This is a genomic window from Rhizobium mongolense USDA 1844 (assembly GCF_000419765.1).
Lineage (GTDB): Bacteria > Pseudomonadota > Alphaproteobacteria > Rhizobiales > Rhizobiaceae > Rhizobium > Rhizobium mongolense.
On sequence record NZ_ATTQ01000007.1, the window covers coordinates 286,044 to 303,515 of the forward strand.

Below are 17,472 nucleotides of genomic sequence, written 5' to 3' on the forward strand. Positions count from 1 at the left end.
AAGGACGGGGCGCAACCGACGTGAGATTTCCAGCAGCGGGCAAAAGCCGTTTCTCTGTCTGTCAGGGGTCCGTCGCTTGACGTTTCTCGAAAATTTTCAGCCTCTCTATTCACTTTCCGGCTTTTTCGTCGGCGCGCTTGTCGGCATCACCGGCGTTGGCGGCGGCTCGCTGATGACGCCGCTGCTCGTCCTGTTATTCGGCGTCCATCCGGCAACCGCGGTCGGAACCGACCTGCTCTATGCCGCCGTCACCAAGACGGCGGGCACGGCGGTCCATGGCATGCATGGCCGTATCAACTGGCGAGTTGTCGGTGCGCTCGGGGCGGGCAGTGTTCCCGCAGCGCTCCTGATGCTCTGGCTGATGGCAGGCGTCGACCGCAAGAGCATCGAGGTTGCCCATACGATTACCGCAGCGCTTGGCTGGCTGCTCGTCATGACGGCCGTGATGCTTGTCTTCCGCGCGCAGATTCTCGCCTTTGCCCGCCGGGTCACTGGCGAGCGCGCCCCGCCCCGTCCGGCGACGATTGCCGTTCTCACCGTCATCCTCGGGCTGGCTCTCGGCATCCTAGTCACACTGACATCGGTCGGTGCCGGTGCACTCGGGGTAACGATACTGCTTGTGCTTTATCCGCGGCTGGATGTCCGCGAAATCGTCGGCTCCGATATCGTCCACGCGGTGCCGCTGACGCTCATCGGCGGCATGGGCTACTGGATCATCGGCGAGATCGACTGGCTCCTGCTGTTGGCACTGCTGGTCGGCTCGATTCCGGGCATCATCGCCGGCAGCCTCCTGGCGCCGAAGCTGCATGAACGCACCATTCGCATCGTGCTTGCGCTCACGCTCGCGATCGTCGCCTGGAAACTGCTTGCGGGCTGATCAGAGGCCCGGCTGCTTGATGTCGCCGAGAATGCTGAGGATCGTCTGCTTGCGGTCGAGGTTGTAAGCGTTGGAAACGGCAAGCCGCTCGTTGATATCGGATTGCAGGCGTGCCAGCCGTTCGGCGGTGGAAACCTCGCCTGCCTGTGCCGCGTGGCGCGCCCGGTGCATCAGGTCGTCGCCGACATGGCTCACGAAGAATTCGAATATCGTGTCGCTGTCCTTGCCGGACAAGGCATCCGCCAAACGATGCATTGCCTTTCGAGCCGTCGGGCCTTGAGCCGACAGGACCTCGTTGTATGCCGCGATGATCTCGCCGCCGCCGTAGTTCAGGAGCTTCAGCGCCTCCCCGACGCTGCCTTTCGCGATCGATATCATCGAGGCATCGCTGCCGGTTACGCCGAGATTGGCGAGTGCCGCGCCCAAGGCGCTATTATCCAGCGGCGAAAGCTTAAGTGGCAGGCACCGTGAACGGATTGTCGCCAGAAGTTTTCCCGGCGCATGCGACAGCACGAGGAAAAGCGCACGTTTGGGCGGCTCCTCCAGAATTTTCAGGATGGCATTGGCCGCATTGCGGTTCATGTCGTCTGCCGGATCGATGATGACGATGCGCCAGTTTCCGGTTCCGGAGGTCTGCGAGAAAAAGCGTCCGGCGCGCCGCACCTCGTCCACCGTGATCGCCGACTTCACCTTGCCTGTCTTTTCGTCAACGGGACGCGAAAGATAAAGCAGGTTATGCGACGCCCCCGAAGCGATCTGGCGGCTGACAGCAGAGGCCGCATCAGGATCGCCGATCGCTGCAGGCGCTGTTGCCGGATCGGGATTCGACAGAACGTAGTTTGCAAAGCGAAAAGCGAGCGTGGCCTTGCCGATCCCCTCCGGCCCCTCGATCAGGACCGCGTGATGGCCCTTGCCGGAGCGATAGGATTGAGAAAGAAAAGCCTGGGCTTCGTCATGCCCGAAGAGCTTCGTGTTTTCGGCCGGCCAGATGGCGCCGTCCAGAAGCCCCGGCCGCTCGTCACTCATGCGCGGCCTCCGGCATCTTGACGACGGCAACAGGCCCAAGAAGCTGATCGACGATCGCAAGAATTTCCGCGGCAATCGGCTCTTCGTCCTGTATCGCGTTGACGACGTGGCACCGCTGCGGTTCACGCGCGGCTATGTCGAGGTAGGCTTCGCGGCGTTTTTCGTGCGTCTCAAGTTCTTCCTTTTCGAAACGGTCCGGTCCGTCCGCCGTCGCCGCACTGCGCTTCTTCACTCGCTCCAGACCAAGCCTTGCCGGAATGTCGAGGATCAGCGTGCAATCTGGTACGACGCCGTTGACGGCGATCCGCTGCAGCGTCTCGATGAAGTCCGCCTCGAGATTGCCCGTCACGCCTTGATAGACGCGCGAGGAATCCATGAACCGGTCGCACAGCACGATCTTGCCCTGGAGAAGCGCCGGGCGAATGACCGCTTCGACGTGATCGTTACGGGCTGCGGCGAAGAGAATGGCTTCCATGCGCGTGCCGAAGGCTTCCGCGCTACCGGACAGCAGTACGTGGCGCACGGCTTCCGCACCAGGTGAGCCGCCGGGTTCCCGCGTCAGCAGAACCTCATGGCCGCGCGCCCTCAGCGCTTCCGCCAGCAGGCGGATCTGCGTGGATTTCCCAGCCCCTTCCCCGCCTTCAAACGTAACGAACAATCCCGTACCGGATGACAATGATGCATTCCCGTATTCTTCAGCGCCCGTGCCACCGGGCTTTCTTCCTATCTATCCGAAGACAGGGCCAAGCGAAACCTTCAGGCTGGGCGCCTTCCGGTCCTTCCCCGGTATTTTAGGCAATGAATATGGCGATCAGGTGGGCTCGGCCTTGTCCCAGAGCCACGAGAAAAACAGCGATTCGCCGAGTTCCAGAAGCGCGTCGACCGCCCGGCTCGTGAGCGAACCTTGCTCAACGCCATGTGCGGTGTAGAGCGGTACCTCGCGCAACACGCGGCCGCCCGCCGATATGACCAGCGCGCCCACTTCGGCATCGGCAGCAACGGGCGCCATCAGCGGCCAGCGGTAAACGATCCGCGCCGAGAGCCTGTCAGGATTGCTTACCGGAATGAAGACGCTGACAGCCCCCTTCGCGACCAGGTCCACCTTTCCGGCCTGGCCGCCATAGACGCTGGCCTCGCCGACGATCTCCTCGTCCGCGAAAAGCTGCCGGTCCTCGAAGGCCGTCTGCCCCCATTCCAGGATGCGCTTTGCCTCCTCGGTCCGTTCCTTGTCGGAAGCAATGCCGCCGAGCGCCAGGAAGAGCCGCTTTCCATCTCGCTCCGCCGAGGCGACGATCGAATATCCCTCGCCCTCTGCAAAGCCGGTCGCCAGTCCGTCCGCGCCAAGTCCAAGGCCGAGCAAAGGATTGCGGTTGCGCTGAAAAATCCTGTTCCACTCGAAATCCGGCTGCGCGAAATATCGATAATATTCGGGATAGGATTGCTGCAGATCGATCGCAAGCGTCACCAAGTCACGCGCCGATACCTTGCTCTTGCCGTCCGGCAGGCCGGTCGAGTTTCCGAAGACCGTTTTCGGCATGCCGAGCACCTCCGCCCGCCGCGTCATTGCGGCAGCGAAATTGCCCTCCGTGCCGCTCATGCCCTCCGCAAGGATGATGCATCCGTCGTTGGCACCCTGGATGGCGACGCCCTTGATCAAGTCCTCAACACGTATGCGGGATTTCAGCACGGCAAACATCGTTGCCGTCCGAGACGGAGCACCTCCCGTCCGCCAGGCATATTCGGAAACCGGATATTCGGTGTCGAGCGTGATGTCGCCCTTCTTCAACGAACCGAAGACCAGATCCATCGTCATCAGCTTTGCGAGCGAGGCAGGTGAAAAACTCTGCTCTTCGTTCTTTGCAAGCAGCACCGTTCCGGTGGATGCCTCGATCATGTAGGCCTGTGCGGCCTTGGTCACAAAGCCGGCGGGCGCGGTTTCGGCAGCGTAGGATGGCGAAGCGAAGGGCAGAAGGCACGCACAAAGACGAAGCAGACGCTTCAACATCGAGGCTCCATGGGATCGAAGGTTCGACTCCGGACGTTAGAGGCAGCGCGCGCTGCGCGCAATCGCTTCCAATCAGGGCGCGAGCTGTTTTGCCTGCTGGCGCTTGAGGGAGGCGAGGATCGAATCCTGCGTCAGTCCGTCATTGCGGACCATGACGGCGTCGAAAGCAAGCTCCACGGTCACCGTCTTCACGTCCTCGTCCTGGTAGCCCATCGCGAGCGAACCGCCCTGCCCGTAGCCATATGGACGTTCATAGGGAACGGGTCCGATTTCCGGAAGCACGACCATCTGCCCGAAAGCCTGTCCTGAATTTCCGAGAACGGAAGCTGGTGTCGCCACCGGTGCCGCATTGTAGCGCGCGCTCGGCGTCGAGCCGCCATAGGCCGTCGCAGACATAGGCACCGGCACACGCGATTGATCCACGGTCAAAGTCCCAAGGCTTTGCAGCTGATCGCCGGTGATCCGCTTGCTGTTCGACGCCACCATCACCCCGGTTGCGATCTGACCTCCCGGATTGACGCCCGGAATCCGGCTTCCCTTCGGCACGTAGGACGCCATCAGGTAGGGCATGTCGTGCCCATCCATGCGCGCCTTGCCGACATACTGCACGCGCACCTTGCCGGTGCCGCTGTGCTGCAGGTCGAGCATGTCCGCCGTCTTGTTGGAAAGATCGATGATGCGGCCTTCATGATAAGGGCCGCGGTCGTTGACGCGCACGACCACCGACGATCCGTTTTCGAGATTTGTGACGCGTGCGTAGCTCGGCAAAGGGAAAGTCGGATGCGCGGCGGAAAGATGCATCTGGTCGTAGACTTCGCCGTTTGCCGTCAACCGGCCGTGAAATGCGGAGCCATACCACGAGGCTACGCCCACCTTGTTATAAGCGAAGTCCTCCTTGGGATAATACCACTTGCCCTTGACCTCATAAGGGTTGCCGACGATGTAGCGCCCGCCGCCCTTCGGTATGTTGGCGCCACTGGCAACGCGCGGGCTGGCTTTGACGCCATATTCTTTTTCGGAGAAATATTCCTTGCCGTGAGCGCGCTTCTTCGGCACCTGCGAAGCCGTACCGCAAGCCGTGACGGTGGCGCACATCAACGCCAACGCCAGCCACCGTGTACCCGTTGCGAAAGAGGTCGCCCCGTATTCCAGTCTCATATGTCCCACGCCGCCCAAGATCGTATGGTTAAGAACCTGCCCGACAACGGGCCAGTTATGCCTACGCCCACTCACCTAACGAGACTTTAACTTGGCGGCCATCATGGCGAATTTGCGAATGATTTCGCGGTGATAGAAACAATTTTAATAACCATGGTTTACAGAATCCTAACGGCGCATCGCGCAGTCGTCATCCAGCCGGGTCCTTCGGCGGTAGATTTTTGCGCCCGACCCTTGCATTGGCCATATCCTTTGCGCCATAAGGCGCGCAAGGAAGAGTGTCCGAGTGGTTTAAGGAACCGGTCTTGAAAACCGGCGTGCGGGAAACCGTACCGTGGGTTCGAATCCCACCTCTTCCGCCAGTTACGTTGATTTTGTTATGTTTTTTGTAGCTTTGTGCCGATTGCCATAACTGCGATTAATCGTTTTCCCCAAGCAATGTGCATAAAACGCAAAAAACAAATCATGAACAATGCTCGACTTGCCAAGGTTTTCAGCACCTTGTAGATAAGCAAGGTGGCATACGCATTCGCGCTCGCCTGATTCGGAGCTTTCTAGTCCAAACTGTTGTGGGAGGACTCTAGCTTCGGCGGAAGTGACCGAAGGGGTGGCAAGCTCTCCTTGCCTTTATCCAGAAAGGATAAAGCCCGTGCGGATAGTATGCTCGATTAGTAGGCCCGTTTCGGTTATCCGATACTGGCGCTTCAGACTGGGGCAATGGGAACAAGTTCGCGCCCATTGCCGACGTTGGCCGCGTTCCCCCGCGTTCATCGCCTAACCAGTCGAAGTAGCATCAACTTAGCCCCGCTTAGGCGGGGCTCTTTTTTTGTGTATCCGCTGTGGATACGTAAATTGAGTAGACGCATTTGCAATGTGTTGCAACAGGTAACGTGTTCGCTGAGACGCAAATCTTACGACGACGCGAATCAATTTCGGTAAAAAATACTTTTCTATCAATGGCTTAACGTTGTTGCCTCTGCATACCTTGATGCAAGGAGAAGTCAAGGGGAAAATCGCGGCCATGACCGCCCAAGTGTTGATAAGTACCCGCTTTTTTCCCAGCTAATTCACAGGGTAGTTAAGGATCACGCTAGTCTGATTCTTAGTCCTTATCTCCAGAAAAAGACAAAAAGGGGCCCCTTGAGGCCCCTACTTGCCGTCCCTACTGCTAACTGAATCTCGCCTTCTCCCCGCCCGGCAAGATTGGATGCGGGAAGCCGCCGCGCGGTTGGCGTGGCTAAGCGGTTAGGATTTTCGGATAGGGTCTGAGCCGGGAAAAGCCGCGATAATATCGCCTTCGACCGTCTGCAACGCAGCCTCCTCCCCTTCGCCAAGGTCAAGCTCAGGCGCAGTAGGAAGCGCGGCAACAATTTCCTTCACCATCTCAGCAAGCATGGGTTTATCCCCGATCCTGAGCGTCTGCAGGCCGTTCCTGAGCAGGCTTGGGAGCCTCAAGTACCAGCCTCGACGCTCGCTCCCTAGGAGCTGAATGCCGCGCATAGTCAAAGCCAGATCGGGGAAGAACACCTCCGCGTGCGCTGCCGGATTCTTGACTGGGCTATGCCGCCAAGAGCGCTCACTGGCCTTGTAGACGGCCAGTAGTTTGAACTTCGTCATGCTACGACTCCCGGCTTCCCGCCCGCAGCTGGCGCCGTATTGAGCGGGACGCGGAGTTGATTTCCGTTTTCGAGCGGCTTCAAATCCATGGTCTGGCGAGCTTCGTTTAGCGTCATGATTCCGGCCGACGTGAGGCTGTTGTAGGCTGCCGAACGCTCCTGCAATGAGCCGGAAATAAGCGAATCCCACTTGGCCGCGAGATAGAGCGTTTTTCGCTCACGGGAGCCAAGCACAAATGCGCACAACTGATGGCACAAGCATTGCGACCAGACTTCAGCCGCGAGGTTCACGAACTGGCGGTTAGCCTCGCTCGCCGATGACCACGTGCTGTGAAAAGGCAAGCCCGCAACATCCGGAGGAACGCCGAAGGCCTGCGCCACGAGGTAGGCGTTCAAGCGGCGATTCTCCAAAACCTCATTATCGCTGTTCGAAAGCGCCATGCGGTCGAACTTGAGGCCGTCGCCCAAAACAGCGACTTTGCCAGTGCCAGCCGCACCCATGTAGCTGGACTCGAAAGTCGCTTTCAAACGCTTGGCCGTGTCGTCGCCAATAGCGTTCGGCGCTGTCAGAATGCCGCCTGCCTTGAAGCCAGAACGCGCATCGGTAGCAATAGCGCTCTCGAAATCACTGGCAATGCCCATCGACAGAGCGGCCAGAGCGAGCGGCGAGCGGCCGCGCAGGTTCTTCGGACGCCACTTGGCATGGAAAATGTCGTTGCTTGAATGGACGGTAACGGCATTGTTCCGCAGCGGATCAACAACCCTATACTGCATACGGCCGTTGCCAATCAGCTCGACGCTGACGTTATGCCATTCAATTGGCGCCAAATTCGTCAGCCTGCCTTGGTTGTCGAAGCTGACTTTCGCGAATGACTCGCCGTATGACACAAGGCTTTCCATCAGAGCAGACTTCAGCTCATAAGCGGACATATCCGCCGTGCCATTCAGCATCAGATCATAAAGAGCGTGCCCTACAGCCGGCTCAGGGCTGCCGTCATTGCGATCCTGCCGGTACAATGTGACGTCAGCGCTCGCAAACGCGCCAGTAATCAAGCTGATGCAGCGGGAAGCCGTCGACATGTTGAGCGCTGCGCTTGCCGTGGGTGCATAGCCGAGGATAGAGGCCACGAGGGGGTCAGACACGTCGGTTGCGCGGGTTTCGGGAGTCTTGCGGAAGAGACCGCCAAACAGGCCACGAAGGGAATTTTGAGATTTGGCCATTGGCTTAGGCTCCCAGATAATATGTGTACAAACGGGCTCGCAGGTCGGCCTCAGCGTCCGAATGCAGCTTGCGAAGGCTCAGTGTATGGGCGGTAGGCTCGACGGCGGCATGAGCCCGGATGACCGAGATTTCCAGCAGGTCTGCTTGCCGTACGGTGCGCTTGTTGCCGGTCCAGCTATCGTCAGCGGCGATGAAACCTATCGACAGGCCGCCAAGCAGCTTGGATTCCGCCATGGCCTTGATGTCGTTGCCGAGCTGCGTTTCTGGCAAGGTTGCTTCGACCTTCAGCCCGCGTGAGTCCTCGCTGATTCGCAGGCTCGCATTGGCTTGCCGTGCCAGTAGCTGAGACGCGTCGTGGTCCGTGAGGAGTAGAATATCGCGATGCCTGGACTCGCGGTTGGTGAGGGTCTTTGTAAAGCTGCCGGGTTCGAATACTTCCGTGAAGTCGCCGATACGAGTTTCGACGCCCCAAAGCACTGCGTAGCCCGTCAGTATGCGCCCGGTGATTTCGCTAAACGGCGCAGCGGCTAGTCTTTTTTCAGTCTGCATAAGCCTTGTCTCCTTTCGTCAGGTGGCGGTAGGAGGGGGCTGGCCGCATAGCCAACCCCCTCCTCATGGCCCTTACGAGCCGCTAACCGCTGCCTCGCCCCAAGCGAAGGATGCCGAGCCCTGCTTGAGGGCAACGTCAACGTCGACAAAGCCAACGAGCTTGACAGCCCCTTCGGAGGAGTAGGTCGCCGTATCAACAATGATATCGACAGACGGCGCAGTACCGGCCTGATTCCAGAATCCGACTACGAGGTCCGAAATCTTGCCGTAGACGAGCTTGTTGCCAGATACGTTGTTCGTGACGACAACCTTCTTGTCGTAGAACTGCGTTGCTAGCGGAACCGGCATGCCGAGAGCATTGCGGTAACGGCGAGCCAGATTCGCAACGCCCTGCGAGATGAAGAAAACATCTCCATCGTTGTCTTCGACTTCGACAGCGTTCATCAGGTCGGCAGCGTGCAGGCTGACGTCGTTGGCATCACCAAATACGGTAGCTGCGATGGTGGACATGATGCCTTCCGGCTCGTTCGTGCCGCCACCAACGAGAGCAGTCTTGTCAACGGCGCGGCCGATGGAGGTGTTTAGGTCCGAACGAAGCAGCGTATCGAGGCCAATCGAGTTGGTCACGAGGGCCTTGCGGCTGACCTTGAGGAACACGCCCGCCGTCTTCGGAGCGAGCGTGACGTTGTCGAACGTTGCAGAGCCCTGCGAAACAGCGCCGGATTCAGCTACCCACGAGATATTCGCGTCCGGGCCGCCTACCATGCGCGGAAAGCTGATCGAGCCGTAGCCAAAGCCGGACAAGACCGTTGCGCCAGCCTGAATGACACGGCTAGCCGGTGCAAGACGCGGAATCAGGTTCTGGAAGCTCTGATTCTGGAAAGCCGGGTTGGCCGTAACTTCGCGGCGCTCATAGTCAGCGATGGCAGACAGCGGGATTCGCATACCGCGAGTGGTCTGAGCGCTGTTACGCAGCTCCTGAGCAACCTCAGCCTCACGGCCTTCAAGCCTGCCGTTGGCGTAGCCGGTGACGGCCGCAGACACGCTATAGGCGCGAATTTCAGACTCAAGGCTATCCTTGGCGGGCTGTCGGGCCTCGAACGCGGCCATGCGTTCCTCAGCGTTGATTTGAGCGTCGAAAGCTTCAACCTGCTTGGCCAGCTTCTCGAACTCCGCGTTGTTGCCTGCGGACAAGGCTGCCCGCATCTCCGAAACGGTTGCTGCCCGATCGGCTTTGATCTTGTGAATATGCATCTGTGCTGCTTCTCCTTGAGTGACTGATTGCGAACCACAGCCCCAAGGGAAATACGGCGGCGAGCCTGAAAGACTCGCCGCCGAAACATCAAGGAGCAGCGTATTCGTGACTCTCTAAATGAGTTTTTCCGGCCATCGGTCAGGCAGCTTTATTTTCTTTATTTTCAGTGCTTTGCGTTGTCAGGTTGACTAGCGAATACTACACCGTGAAGGGGAGCCGCGAGGCTGAGAGACATAGATCTGCCGCTGTGGTATCTGAGTACCCATATTCTGAATTGCAGTCACGTGTAGAAAGGCACCGCGCCGGTCCTCAGCCGATGACAATCCGCAAAGTCGCGCGGCCCCGCTGCTAGGCAATTCTGCTAACCGGGTGATACTTAAAAAGTCCCTTCAATGAGGACGTTTTGACATGCTTGAGAATGTTAGGTTTTGTGTTTGCATCTACCTCGACGGCAACCCCGATCGGATTGAGAGCGATGGCAATGAATGTGCAGCGGCGTTGCAGGAATTGACGGGCATGTCTTCGGAAGATGCAACGTCTCGCTTGATCGATGCAGTCATCCTTGGAAGCACGTCACAGACCACGCCCTACGAACTCTATATCGAGCACCTTGGCTGGACGGACTGAACCTGCTTGGTTGCCGCGAGGACGGCCAGAGAGCGCGTTATCTGCTGTTGAGGGATCGGCGGAGGGAACGTAGGAGGCGCAGCGCGTCAACGTGCGGTTGGCCAGACGCGGCCTTGCACCGCTGCGCCTCCTTGTCGGACTGGAGAATCCTGAGCAGCGGGTGGACATCGCAAAAAGTTCCCGTTGCCTTGATGTTGAAATGGGCTTGGGAAGACTGAAGGTAAACGACGGCAGTGACTTTATTTCACTGCCGCCAATCGAGAGACGGTTAGGAACCGGCAGAAACCGTGCGCACAAGCTCGCCATCAGACTGTAGCGAGACGTTCATAGTGACGCGGCCGCCTTGCTCTGCGCCTATCGTCAGCTCCGAGACATGCATGCGGCCAGTCCAAGTGATCGTCTTCGCCGGGAAGAAAATCTCCACCTTGACCGGAACGGAGTCGACGTTTTCCCATGCGTCAAGCCAAGTCTCAGCAGACTCGGCAGCGGCCACGCCTTCGCCGGTAATCGCAGCAGAAAGGCTGGCAGCATCGCGGCCTACCCATGCAACGGCGTCAGGATCGTCGCAGTCAGGAATGTTGACGTCCGTCAAGTCCTTCGTGAGCTGGAGCGACTTGGAAGTAAAACCGCAGGGGGCGGCATAAATAATTGGGTCGGCATCGTTGCCGAGTTTCACAGAAAATTTTCCGAAGCGGGCAGTTGTAGGCTTAGCCAATGAAGAACTCCTAGGAATGTTAACATTCCGTAGGTGTTCTTGCCGTGAGAAAGCGGAAAGCGTGCGTAAAATTGTGTGCATTGGGCAGCTTGAAATCGGTTAATCGACCACCCAAATCACAATGCAAGCCGCGACGATCTGTCTTCGTTTAGCGGCCTTTTGTAGTCAAGTTTATCTTGACGATTGAATTTTTCTGGGTATGATCAGGCATCCGCACGAGGGTTACTATTAATAGTAGTAGACTTCGTTAAAAAAGTGTGAAAAAAAGGGCGTGCTAGAAATCTAGCACGCCCTTTGTCTTGAGGAGCTGTAGCGGAATTTGGCCCCCGCTAAGAAGCGCAAGACCGGACAGCATACCTCGTCTCGCAACCGAGTATGTAACGCCGTAGGGCTCTAACATCAAGCCTGAGGCAGTACATACATGACCACATACATCGCGACGTTTGACCTCAACAAGGAGGTCAAGCGCCCTAACATCCTCAAGGAAATCAAGAAAGGCGGCAACTGGGCAAAGCTCTCAGAGTCGTCCTACGCGATCTCCACCAATGAAACGGTTGAGCAGGTTTACAGTCGCCTGAAGCCCTATTTGGACAACAACGACAACTGCTACATTATTACCCTGTCCCGCCCCTACACGGGCTGGGGGCCAAAGGAAGTTAACGACTGGCTGGAAAGTCATCTCCAGTACCAACGCGCATAACTTTCGCCCTCCCAAGCGACCGCAGCAATACGAGCGCCCCTCGCGGGGCGCTTTTCAATTCCACCAATCATCGCATGACCTCCAGCGGCTTCCGCAGCCTACGCCATCGGGCAGAATGATGTACCTGCGTGCTCAATCGAGTAACGGGGTCCCGTCTGCCAACATTAGGTCATGGAAGGCACGTTTCAACCAAGTCACTGCGCCGGGTTCGCCAAATTCATCAAGTAGCGAAATAAGGGTTATCCAGTCGCTGTGGTTCAAAAACATTGCGACCACCTCCGCCCAAGCCCTTTCCGGCGTCATAACACTCGAATACTGAGGGCCCACGCGTTCCAGACGAGTATGCGCAAACTCTAACTCAGCACGATGGTTGATGTGGAAAACTCTCGCATGATTAAAGATGGCGATGACACGGTCTCGTCCATTCATAGGGCTACTACGCATTTCACTCGCTTCCTTTCGCATTGTTGTCGTTCCGGCCGGAGCTTCCCCTCCCGCCATCTGATCTTTCTTCCCGTATATAGAAATACGGGGAAAGATAAGATTGTGGCGGAGGCTCAGGACATGCTCAGGTGAGCACCAAAGACGTTCCTTCTTTCTTGATCTTCAGCGCCTTAAGAAGCGACCGGATACCCGCATCAAATCTATTATCGAGCCTCTTCTTGTCCTCAGCCGTAGCGTCTTCCGGCAATGGATTATTGAGAATATAGCGGGTGCGAGCGTTGCCTAAGGGAACATGATTGTTGCTGTCGACTGTGGCCATAATCGCGGCTAACACGTGGCCATCCCTGCTGTCAGCGTTGTCGAGAAGCTTTTTAGCTCTGGTCTTGCCCTCTTCGCACTGATCGACAACCAGCGTCTTGACATCGACCCCGTCGCGGCTCCGGCCAACGACGACTTCAGTCGGCTTGAAGTGCGTATAGACGCCAGTTTCGATGTTGTTCGCCTTGATGCACTTCAGTTCGCGAACATCGTCAGCTTTCTCTTTGATGACAAAGGATGCATCAACTGCGCCAGACAACGCGGTCGCGCCCATTGGCTTCCCGCTCTCCCCCTTGTCGCTAACGTGATGCACTACCATCACATGAGCGCCTGTTTTGCTCATGATGTCTTTGCAGCTATCAGTGAATTTCTTCACGTCCTGATTGCTATTAATGTCACCATCTCCTAGCGACATTGCCATGGTATCAATGATGACAAGTCCGCCCTTGGCTTGGAAGAAGTATTGAATGACTCGCATCGTATCGGCGATGTCGAGCGTATCAGCCCATTTCCCGAAAAAATCGACCTGCTTAGGTGTGATAAGCATGTCCAAATCGGTGATGCCGTGCTTTTGCTTCCAAGCGATAACGCGCTTTTTGACTTCCTCGCCGCGTTCGGCCGCCACGTAGATTACTGGCCGCTGCCGAACCTTCCGGCCATGCCAATCCATTCCCGCTTGCACGTGGCAGGCAAGGTCAATTGCGGCAAACGTCTTGAGGCTGCCCGGCGTACCAGAAAGGACCGAAAAGCCGCCGTCGGCAAGCATCCCGTCGATAAAGAAAGCAATCTCGATTTCGTCAAGGCGCAGGTCGGTTGCCCATACCGGCCGGAAGCTGCTGATAAATGAGGAGCCGAATTCCTCAAGGGCGCCCATCACTGACTTGCGACGGCGCGCTGCGGCCGTCTTGGCAAGCTTGCTGGCCTGCCGTGCAACGTAGGCGGCTAGCCCTTCGGCCTCCGCTTCAAGGCGCAGTGCATGGTATCGCGCGATGTCTTCATTGGAGACGCCGTCCATGATGCTCGCGAGCTTGAAACCGACCATTAGGCGGACACCTTCGAAGCAACCCAAGATTCTACCTCGGCTCTTACGTAAGCGATCCGGCGCTGGCCGATCTGGCGAGGCTTGGGGAATTTCCCTTCGATGCTCATGAGGCGCAGCAAGGGCCGCGACATTGTCGTGACCGCCGCTGCTTCTTTTGGCGACATCAAAGGGGATGCGAATTCTGATTTTGTCTTTGTCATGGTGCTCTCCGTTTCCGATAATTATCAGTTGGGAGAGCTGGCCAATTTTGACAAAGAGGAAAATTCGCGAGCTGCAAATATCTATTTTTTTGGCGCTGTACCGCAGAACGTTGCCCAATCCGCCATAAGTTTCCGGCGCTTTTCGAGCGCGTCCTTACGTCGGTAGGCGGCCTCCGTCTTGTCCTTGACTATATGGGCGAGCGCGGCCTCGATCACATCGCGGGGATGATGGGTTTCATCACCGGCCCAATCGCGGAACGATGAGCGGAAGCCGTGCAATGTCGCATCGCCTGCGCCTGCCGCCCGTAGCGCCTTAGTCATGCCAGTGTCGGAGATCGGCTTTCCCTCACTTTCGCCCTCAAATACGAGGCTGCCCGTGATAACTTGCAGCCGCGCTTTCAGGATCGCCACGGCGCGGTCGCAGAGCGGTACGCGATGCTCACGGCCCGCCTTCATACGTTCCGCCGGAATCGTCCATAGTGCGCCATCAAGGTCGACTTCATCCACGGTCATGAATCGAGTCTCGCCGGAACGAGCCGCAGTAAGACATGTGAATTCAACGGCACGCGCAGAAACGCCAGAGGCTTCCCGCAGGCTCGCAATGACGGCAGGGATAGCCTTATACTCAACTGCCTCATGATGGCCCCGTGACAGCTTGTTTCGGGCGGGCAGTAGCTCTTTCAGGCCGCCTTTCCAGTCTGCCGGATTATCGCCAACGAATAGGTTCCGGGCCTTGGCATGGTCGATCACAGCGGCAATACGCATTCTAGTGCGGTCGGCAGTTTCCGGCTTCGATTCCCAAATCGGCTTCAGCGTCTCTACGACGTCGTCACGGGTAATGTCAGCAACGGCCTTCCCGTGCAGGGCCTTAGCATATTTTCGAAGCGTCATGGCCCATTGCGCCTTGTGCTTGTCATTCTTGGCGGCGGCCGTCTTCACTTTGATCACGTCCTCCATGATGGCAGAGAACGTCGGGCGGGCGGCAAGCTCTTGGCCCCTCGCGAGGCGCTGGCGGATGCCGTCCGCCTTCTCCCGGGCTAGCTCTAACGAGACAGGGGCCGTGCCCTGCCCGTAGCCCCCTAGCCCAAGCTCAGTGCGCTTTCCATCGCGCTTGTAGATGAAAAACCACTGCTTGCTTCCGCCAGAACGGACGCGCAAAAACAGCCCGTCGCCATCGGAGTAAATACCGGCTTTGTCGAGCTTCTTAATCTTGGTTTCGGAGAGCTTATTGCGCGCCATCGTCGATTCCCGTTGCCATAACCTCACAACAGAAAATACGGAAAATAGGAGAAAATACAATACCTTGCGTCACGTAATTTCAATAGCTTACGGAAATCAGCGGACACCTCTTCCGCCATATGGATCGTGTGTCCGACCCGGAGATGGGGTATTCGGCTTTCGCCCCATCTTCTATGGTGATGCAGGGAGGTGCAGCGCTTCGAGCTGCAGTGGTTATTCGGGGGCTGGCCAGGGCGGGATTGCCGGCTATCTGCATCGAGACGCGCCATGTGAAGGCATTCCTGAAGGCGCAGCCCAACAAGACGGATCGCAACGATGCGCGCGGCATCGCGCAGATGATGCGCGTCAATCTGTAACGCCCAGTGCATGTGAAGACGCTGACGAGCCAGAAGCGGCGGGCGCTCTTAACGGCCCGCAAGCTGCTGCAGGAAAAGGCGATCGCCATCGAGAACGACATCCGCGGCCTTCTTCGCAATTTTGGGCTGAAGGTTGGCGCCGTGGGAACGGCGAAGTTCGAAGAGCGCATTGGGGAGCTCACCGAAGGCATGCCCGACCTCGCAGCGATCATGAAGCCACTGCTCGCAGCCCGAGGGAAGCTGCGTACCGAATATGCGCGCCTCGACAGACAAGCTCTGGCGGTCGTGAAGGATGATGCCACCTGCTGGCGCCTGATGACGATCCCTGGTGTCGGCCCCGTGGTGGCGCTCGCCAACCGGCATTACGGCTACCGGAGAATCGCCGTGCTTTTGAGCCGAGAAGGCTGGCGTGCCAACCACAAGCGCGTGCTGCGCCTGATGCGGGAGGATAATCTGCTGTGTCTGCGCAAATCCCCGTTCGTGCCGATGACAACCGACTCCAGGCATGACTGGTGCATCGTGCCCAACCTTGCCCGAGGTCTTCAGCTGACCGACATCGACCAGCTCTGGGTCGCCGACATCACCTATGTCCATCTCGCCGAAGAATTCGCATTCCTGGCGATCGTCCTCGACGCTTTCAGTCGCAAGGTCATCGGCTGGGCTATTGCAACCCATCTGAAAGCCGAACTTGCCATTGAGGCACTCGACATGGCGGTTGCGGCCCGCCGGCCGCGACCTGATCGCGTCATTCACCATAGCGACCGCGGCGTCCAATATGCCTGCGCCGACTATCCGGCACGACTTGCGGACCACGGCATCCAGCCGCGCATGAGCCGCGTCGGCAATCCCTACGATAATGCGAAGGCCGAGAGATTCATGAGGACCTGAAGGAAGAGGAGGTGGATGGTCAGGCGTATCGCGACCTGGACGATGCAAGGACTAGGATCGGCGAATTCATCGAGGTGGTCTACAACAGGCAGCGCCTGCACTCGGCCCTCGACTATCTCGCGCCGGACGCTTACGAAGCCAGTCTCTGGCTACAGCGGCAAGAGACACCAGACGCAATTCACAGCCGGGAGAACTGTTACTGATTGCTGTCTCACCAAAGGGGTGCAGTCCACTATGTCTCCGGTACGAAACGTCACCTATCTCTCAGGTCTGGAATCGCCTATCGCTTTGTTTTTTAGCTGTATTCAAAGAGAAAAACGGGCTCCTCCCCATTTTAATCTGGGCGTGGGGATGTCATCTTTAACCGAGCTCGGGTCGACCCTTGCCGCTCCATCATCCGTACACGTGGCTCATCGTTTCAGCTCAAGAATCAATTCGCGAAGCCAAAAACCCGCCTCGTTAAGTGAGGCGGGCATAACGCCCATCGCCATGGCGCCGATACCGATGACGGCAAGCGCCAATCCCCATCAGCTTCCAACTCTGAACATCATCGGTGACCTTTCGCATTTCCGGAGGATCCTCCTGAATGGCCGTGACGCGGCCTGCAATAGCCGACCTCTTGCGCGCAGTCGTTAATTCAAAATGGCTAATATATAGAGCAGGTTCGTCGTGATATTCAGTGAGTTAAGTCACGGAGGGTAAGATGTTTCGATTGAGCGCTCGGTTCGCGTTTTTAGCCGCCTCTGTAATGGGTCTGCAGCCGTCCATGGCAGCGGCTGCCGATAATACGCCGATTGCGCGCGGCGAATATCTCGTCACGATCGGTGGCTGCAACGACTGCCACACGCCAGGATATTTCTTCGGAAAACCGGACAGCTCGCGATTTCTCGGCGGCTCGGATGTCGGTTTTGAAATCCCGGGGGAAGGTGTTTTCGTCAGCCCCAACATTACGCCTGATAAGGAGACCGGCATCGGCAGCTGGACCAGGGAGCAGATCGTGACTGCGATTCAGACCGGGCAACGGCCCGACGGTCGCGCCCTGGCGCCAATCATGCCGTGGCATGCATTCGCGAAGCTCACCGAAGAAGACGTGACATCGATTGCAGCATTCCTTCAAAGCCTGAAACCGGTAAGCCATCAGGTACCTGGTCCTTTCAAGCCAGGGGAGAAGGTTTCAACCTTTATGTTCCGGATCTTGCCGCCGGGTGAAACCGCAGCTGCCGCGCCACACTAGG

Annotated in this window: 17 protein-coding genes, 1 tRNA gene and 1 pseudogene; 8 read left to right on the plus strand and 11 right to left on the minus strand. The window is 57.9% G+C overall.

Annotated features, from left to right (window positions below):
* The first annotated feature begins 76 nt into the window (after nt 1-76).
* Entirely contained in the window at nt 77-877 is an 801-nt protein-coding gene (locus A3C3_RS0116070) for a sulfite exporter TauE/SafE family protein (RefSeq protein ID WP_022715612.1), read from the plus strand.
* Here A3C3_RS0116070 and A3C3_RS0116075 read toward each other — a convergent pair whose 3' ends face one another.
* The 4 genes from A3C3_RS0116075 to A3C3_RS0116090 form a co-directional block, all read right to left on the minus strand.
* Complete coding sequence (locus A3C3_RS0116075; RefSeq protein ID WP_022715613.1) at nt 878-1,903, minus strand: DNA polymerase III subunit delta'; 1,026 nt, start codon at nt 1,901-1,903, stop codon at nt 878-880. It lies immediately after the preceding gene.
* Entirely contained in the window at nt 1,896-2,579 is a 684-nt protein-coding gene (gene tmk, locus A3C3_RS0116080; RefSeq protein ID WP_022715614.1) for a dTMP kinase, read from the minus strand. The genes A3C3_RS0116075 and tmk overlap by 8 nt, the downstream gene beginning before the upstream one ends.
* Before the next feature lie 135 nt (nt 2,580-2,714).
* Entirely contained in the window at nt 2,715-3,908 is a 1,194-nt protein-coding gene (locus A3C3_RS0116085; RefSeq protein ID WP_022715615.1) for a D-alanyl-D-alanine carboxypeptidase family protein, read from the minus strand.
* Between the two features lie 72 nt (nt 3,909-3,980).
* On the minus strand, nt 3,981-5,066 hold the full coding sequence (locus tag A3C3_RS0116090) for a septal ring lytic transglycosylase RlpA family protein (protein ID WP_028739698.1): 1,086 nt from the start codon (nt 5,064-5,066) through the stop codon (nt 3,981-3,983).
* A gap of 272 nt (nt 5,067-5,338) precedes the next feature.
* On the opposite strand from A3C3_RS0116090, the gene A3C3_RS0116095 reads away from it, so the two are divergent.
* Nucleotides 5,339-5,428 (plus strand) — tRNA-Ser (locus A3C3_RS0116095).
* A gap of 883 nt (nt 5,429-6,311) precedes the next feature.
* On the opposite strand, the gene A3C3_RS0116100 is transcribed toward A3C3_RS0116095, so the two are convergent.
* The 4 genes from A3C3_RS0116100 to A3C3_RS0116115 form a co-directional block, all read right to left on the minus strand.
* A complete protein-coding gene (locus A3C3_RS0116100) occupies nt 6,312-6,683 on the minus strand; it encodes a hypothetical protein (protein WP_022715617.1) in 372 nt (123 codons plus the stop codon).
* Nucleotides 6,680-7,903 (minus strand): phage portal protein, encoded by a 1,224-nt coding sequence (locus A3C3_RS0116105; protein ID WP_022715618.1) that lies wholly within the window; start codon nt 7,901-7,903, stop codon nt 6,680-6,682. The genes A3C3_RS0116100 and A3C3_RS0116105 overlap by 4 nt, the downstream gene beginning before the upstream one ends.
* A 4-nt stretch (nt 7,904-7,907) precedes the next feature.
* Nucleotides 7,908-8,453 carry an HK97 family phage prohead protease gene (locus A3C3_RS38535; protein WP_022715619.1) on the minus strand — a complete coding sequence of 182 codons (546 nt, stop codon included), beginning with the start codon at nt 8,451-8,453 and terminating at the stop codon, nt 7,908-7,910.
* Between the two features lie 72 nt (nt 8,454-8,525).
* Nucleotides 8,526-9,707 (minus strand): phage major capsid protein, encoded by a 1,182-nt coding sequence (locus tag A3C3_RS0116115; protein ID WP_022715620.1) that lies wholly within the window; start codon nt 9,705-9,707, stop codon nt 8,526-8,528.
* A 409-nt stretch (nt 9,708-10,116) separates the two neighbouring features.
* Between A3C3_RS0116115 and A3C3_RS0116120 the strand changes: the two genes are divergently transcribed.
* Nucleotides 10,117-10,335: a hypothetical protein gene (locus tag A3C3_RS0116120; protein WP_022715621.1), complete on the plus strand. Its 219-nt coding sequence runs from the start codon at nt 10,117-10,119 to the stop codon at nt 10,333-10,335.
* Nucleotides 10,336-10,603: 268 nt separating this feature from the next.
* On the opposite strand, the gene A3C3_RS0116125 is transcribed toward A3C3_RS0116120, so the two are convergent.
* Nucleotides 10,604-11,050, minus strand: a complete 447-nt coding sequence (locus A3C3_RS0116125; RefSeq protein ID WP_022715622.1) for a phage tail tube protein — start codon at nt 11,048-11,050, stop codon at nt 10,604-10,606.
* Nucleotides 11,051-11,471: 421 nt separating this feature from the next.
* Here A3C3_RS0116125 and A3C3_RS0116130 point away from each other — a divergent pair, with 421 nt between their 5' ends.
* Nucleotides 11,472-11,750, plus strand: coding sequence for a hypothetical protein (locus A3C3_RS0116130; RefSeq protein WP_022715623.1), 279 nt, complete (start codon nt 11,472-11,474; stop codon nt 11,748-11,750).
* A gap of 568 nt (nt 11,751-12,318) precedes the next feature.
* On the opposite strand, the gene A3C3_RS0116140 is transcribed toward A3C3_RS0116130, so the two are convergent.
* Nucleotides 12,319-13,872 carry an AAA family ATPase gene (locus A3C3_RS0116140; RefSeq protein ID WP_425337559.1) on the minus strand — a complete coding sequence of 518 codons (1,554 nt, stop codon included), beginning with the start codon at nt 13,870-13,872 and terminating at the stop codon, nt 12,319-12,321.
* A complete protein-coding gene (locus A3C3_RS0116150) occupies nt 13,836-14,993 on the minus strand; it encodes a tyrosine-type recombinase/integrase (RefSeq protein WP_022715627.1) in 1,158 nt (385 codons plus the stop codon). The genes A3C3_RS0116140 and A3C3_RS0116150 overlap by 37 nt, the downstream gene beginning before the upstream one ends.
* A gap of 221 nt (nt 14,994-15,214) precedes the next feature.
* Between A3C3_RS0116150 and A3C3_RS47065 the strand changes: the two are divergent.
* The 4 genes and pseudogenes from A3C3_RS47065 to A3C3_RS0116170 all read left to right on the plus strand — a co-directional run.
* Nucleotides 15,215-15,709 (plus strand): annotated as a pseudogene (locus A3C3_RS47065) (IS110 family transposase); the annotation flags it as partial.
* Nucleotides 15,710-15,733: 24 nt separating this feature from the next.
* On the plus strand, nt 15,734-16,237 hold the full coding sequence (locus A3C3_RS47070) for an IS3 family transposase (protein WP_245278811.1): 504 nt from the start codon (nt 15,734-15,736) through the stop codon (nt 16,235-16,237).
* Nucleotides 16,238-16,248: 11 nt separating this feature from the next.
* Entirely contained in the window at nt 16,249-16,440 is a 192-nt protein-coding gene (locus tag A3C3_RS48590) for an IS3 family transposase (protein WP_167521944.1), read from the plus strand.
* Nucleotides 16,441-16,940: 500 nt separating this feature from the next.
* On the plus strand, nt 16,941-17,471 hold the full coding sequence (locus A3C3_RS0116170; protein ID WP_022715630.1) for a c-type cytochrome: 531 nt from the start codon (nt 16,941-16,943) through the stop codon (nt 17,469-17,471).
* Nucleotide 17,472 lies beyond the last annotated feature (1 nt).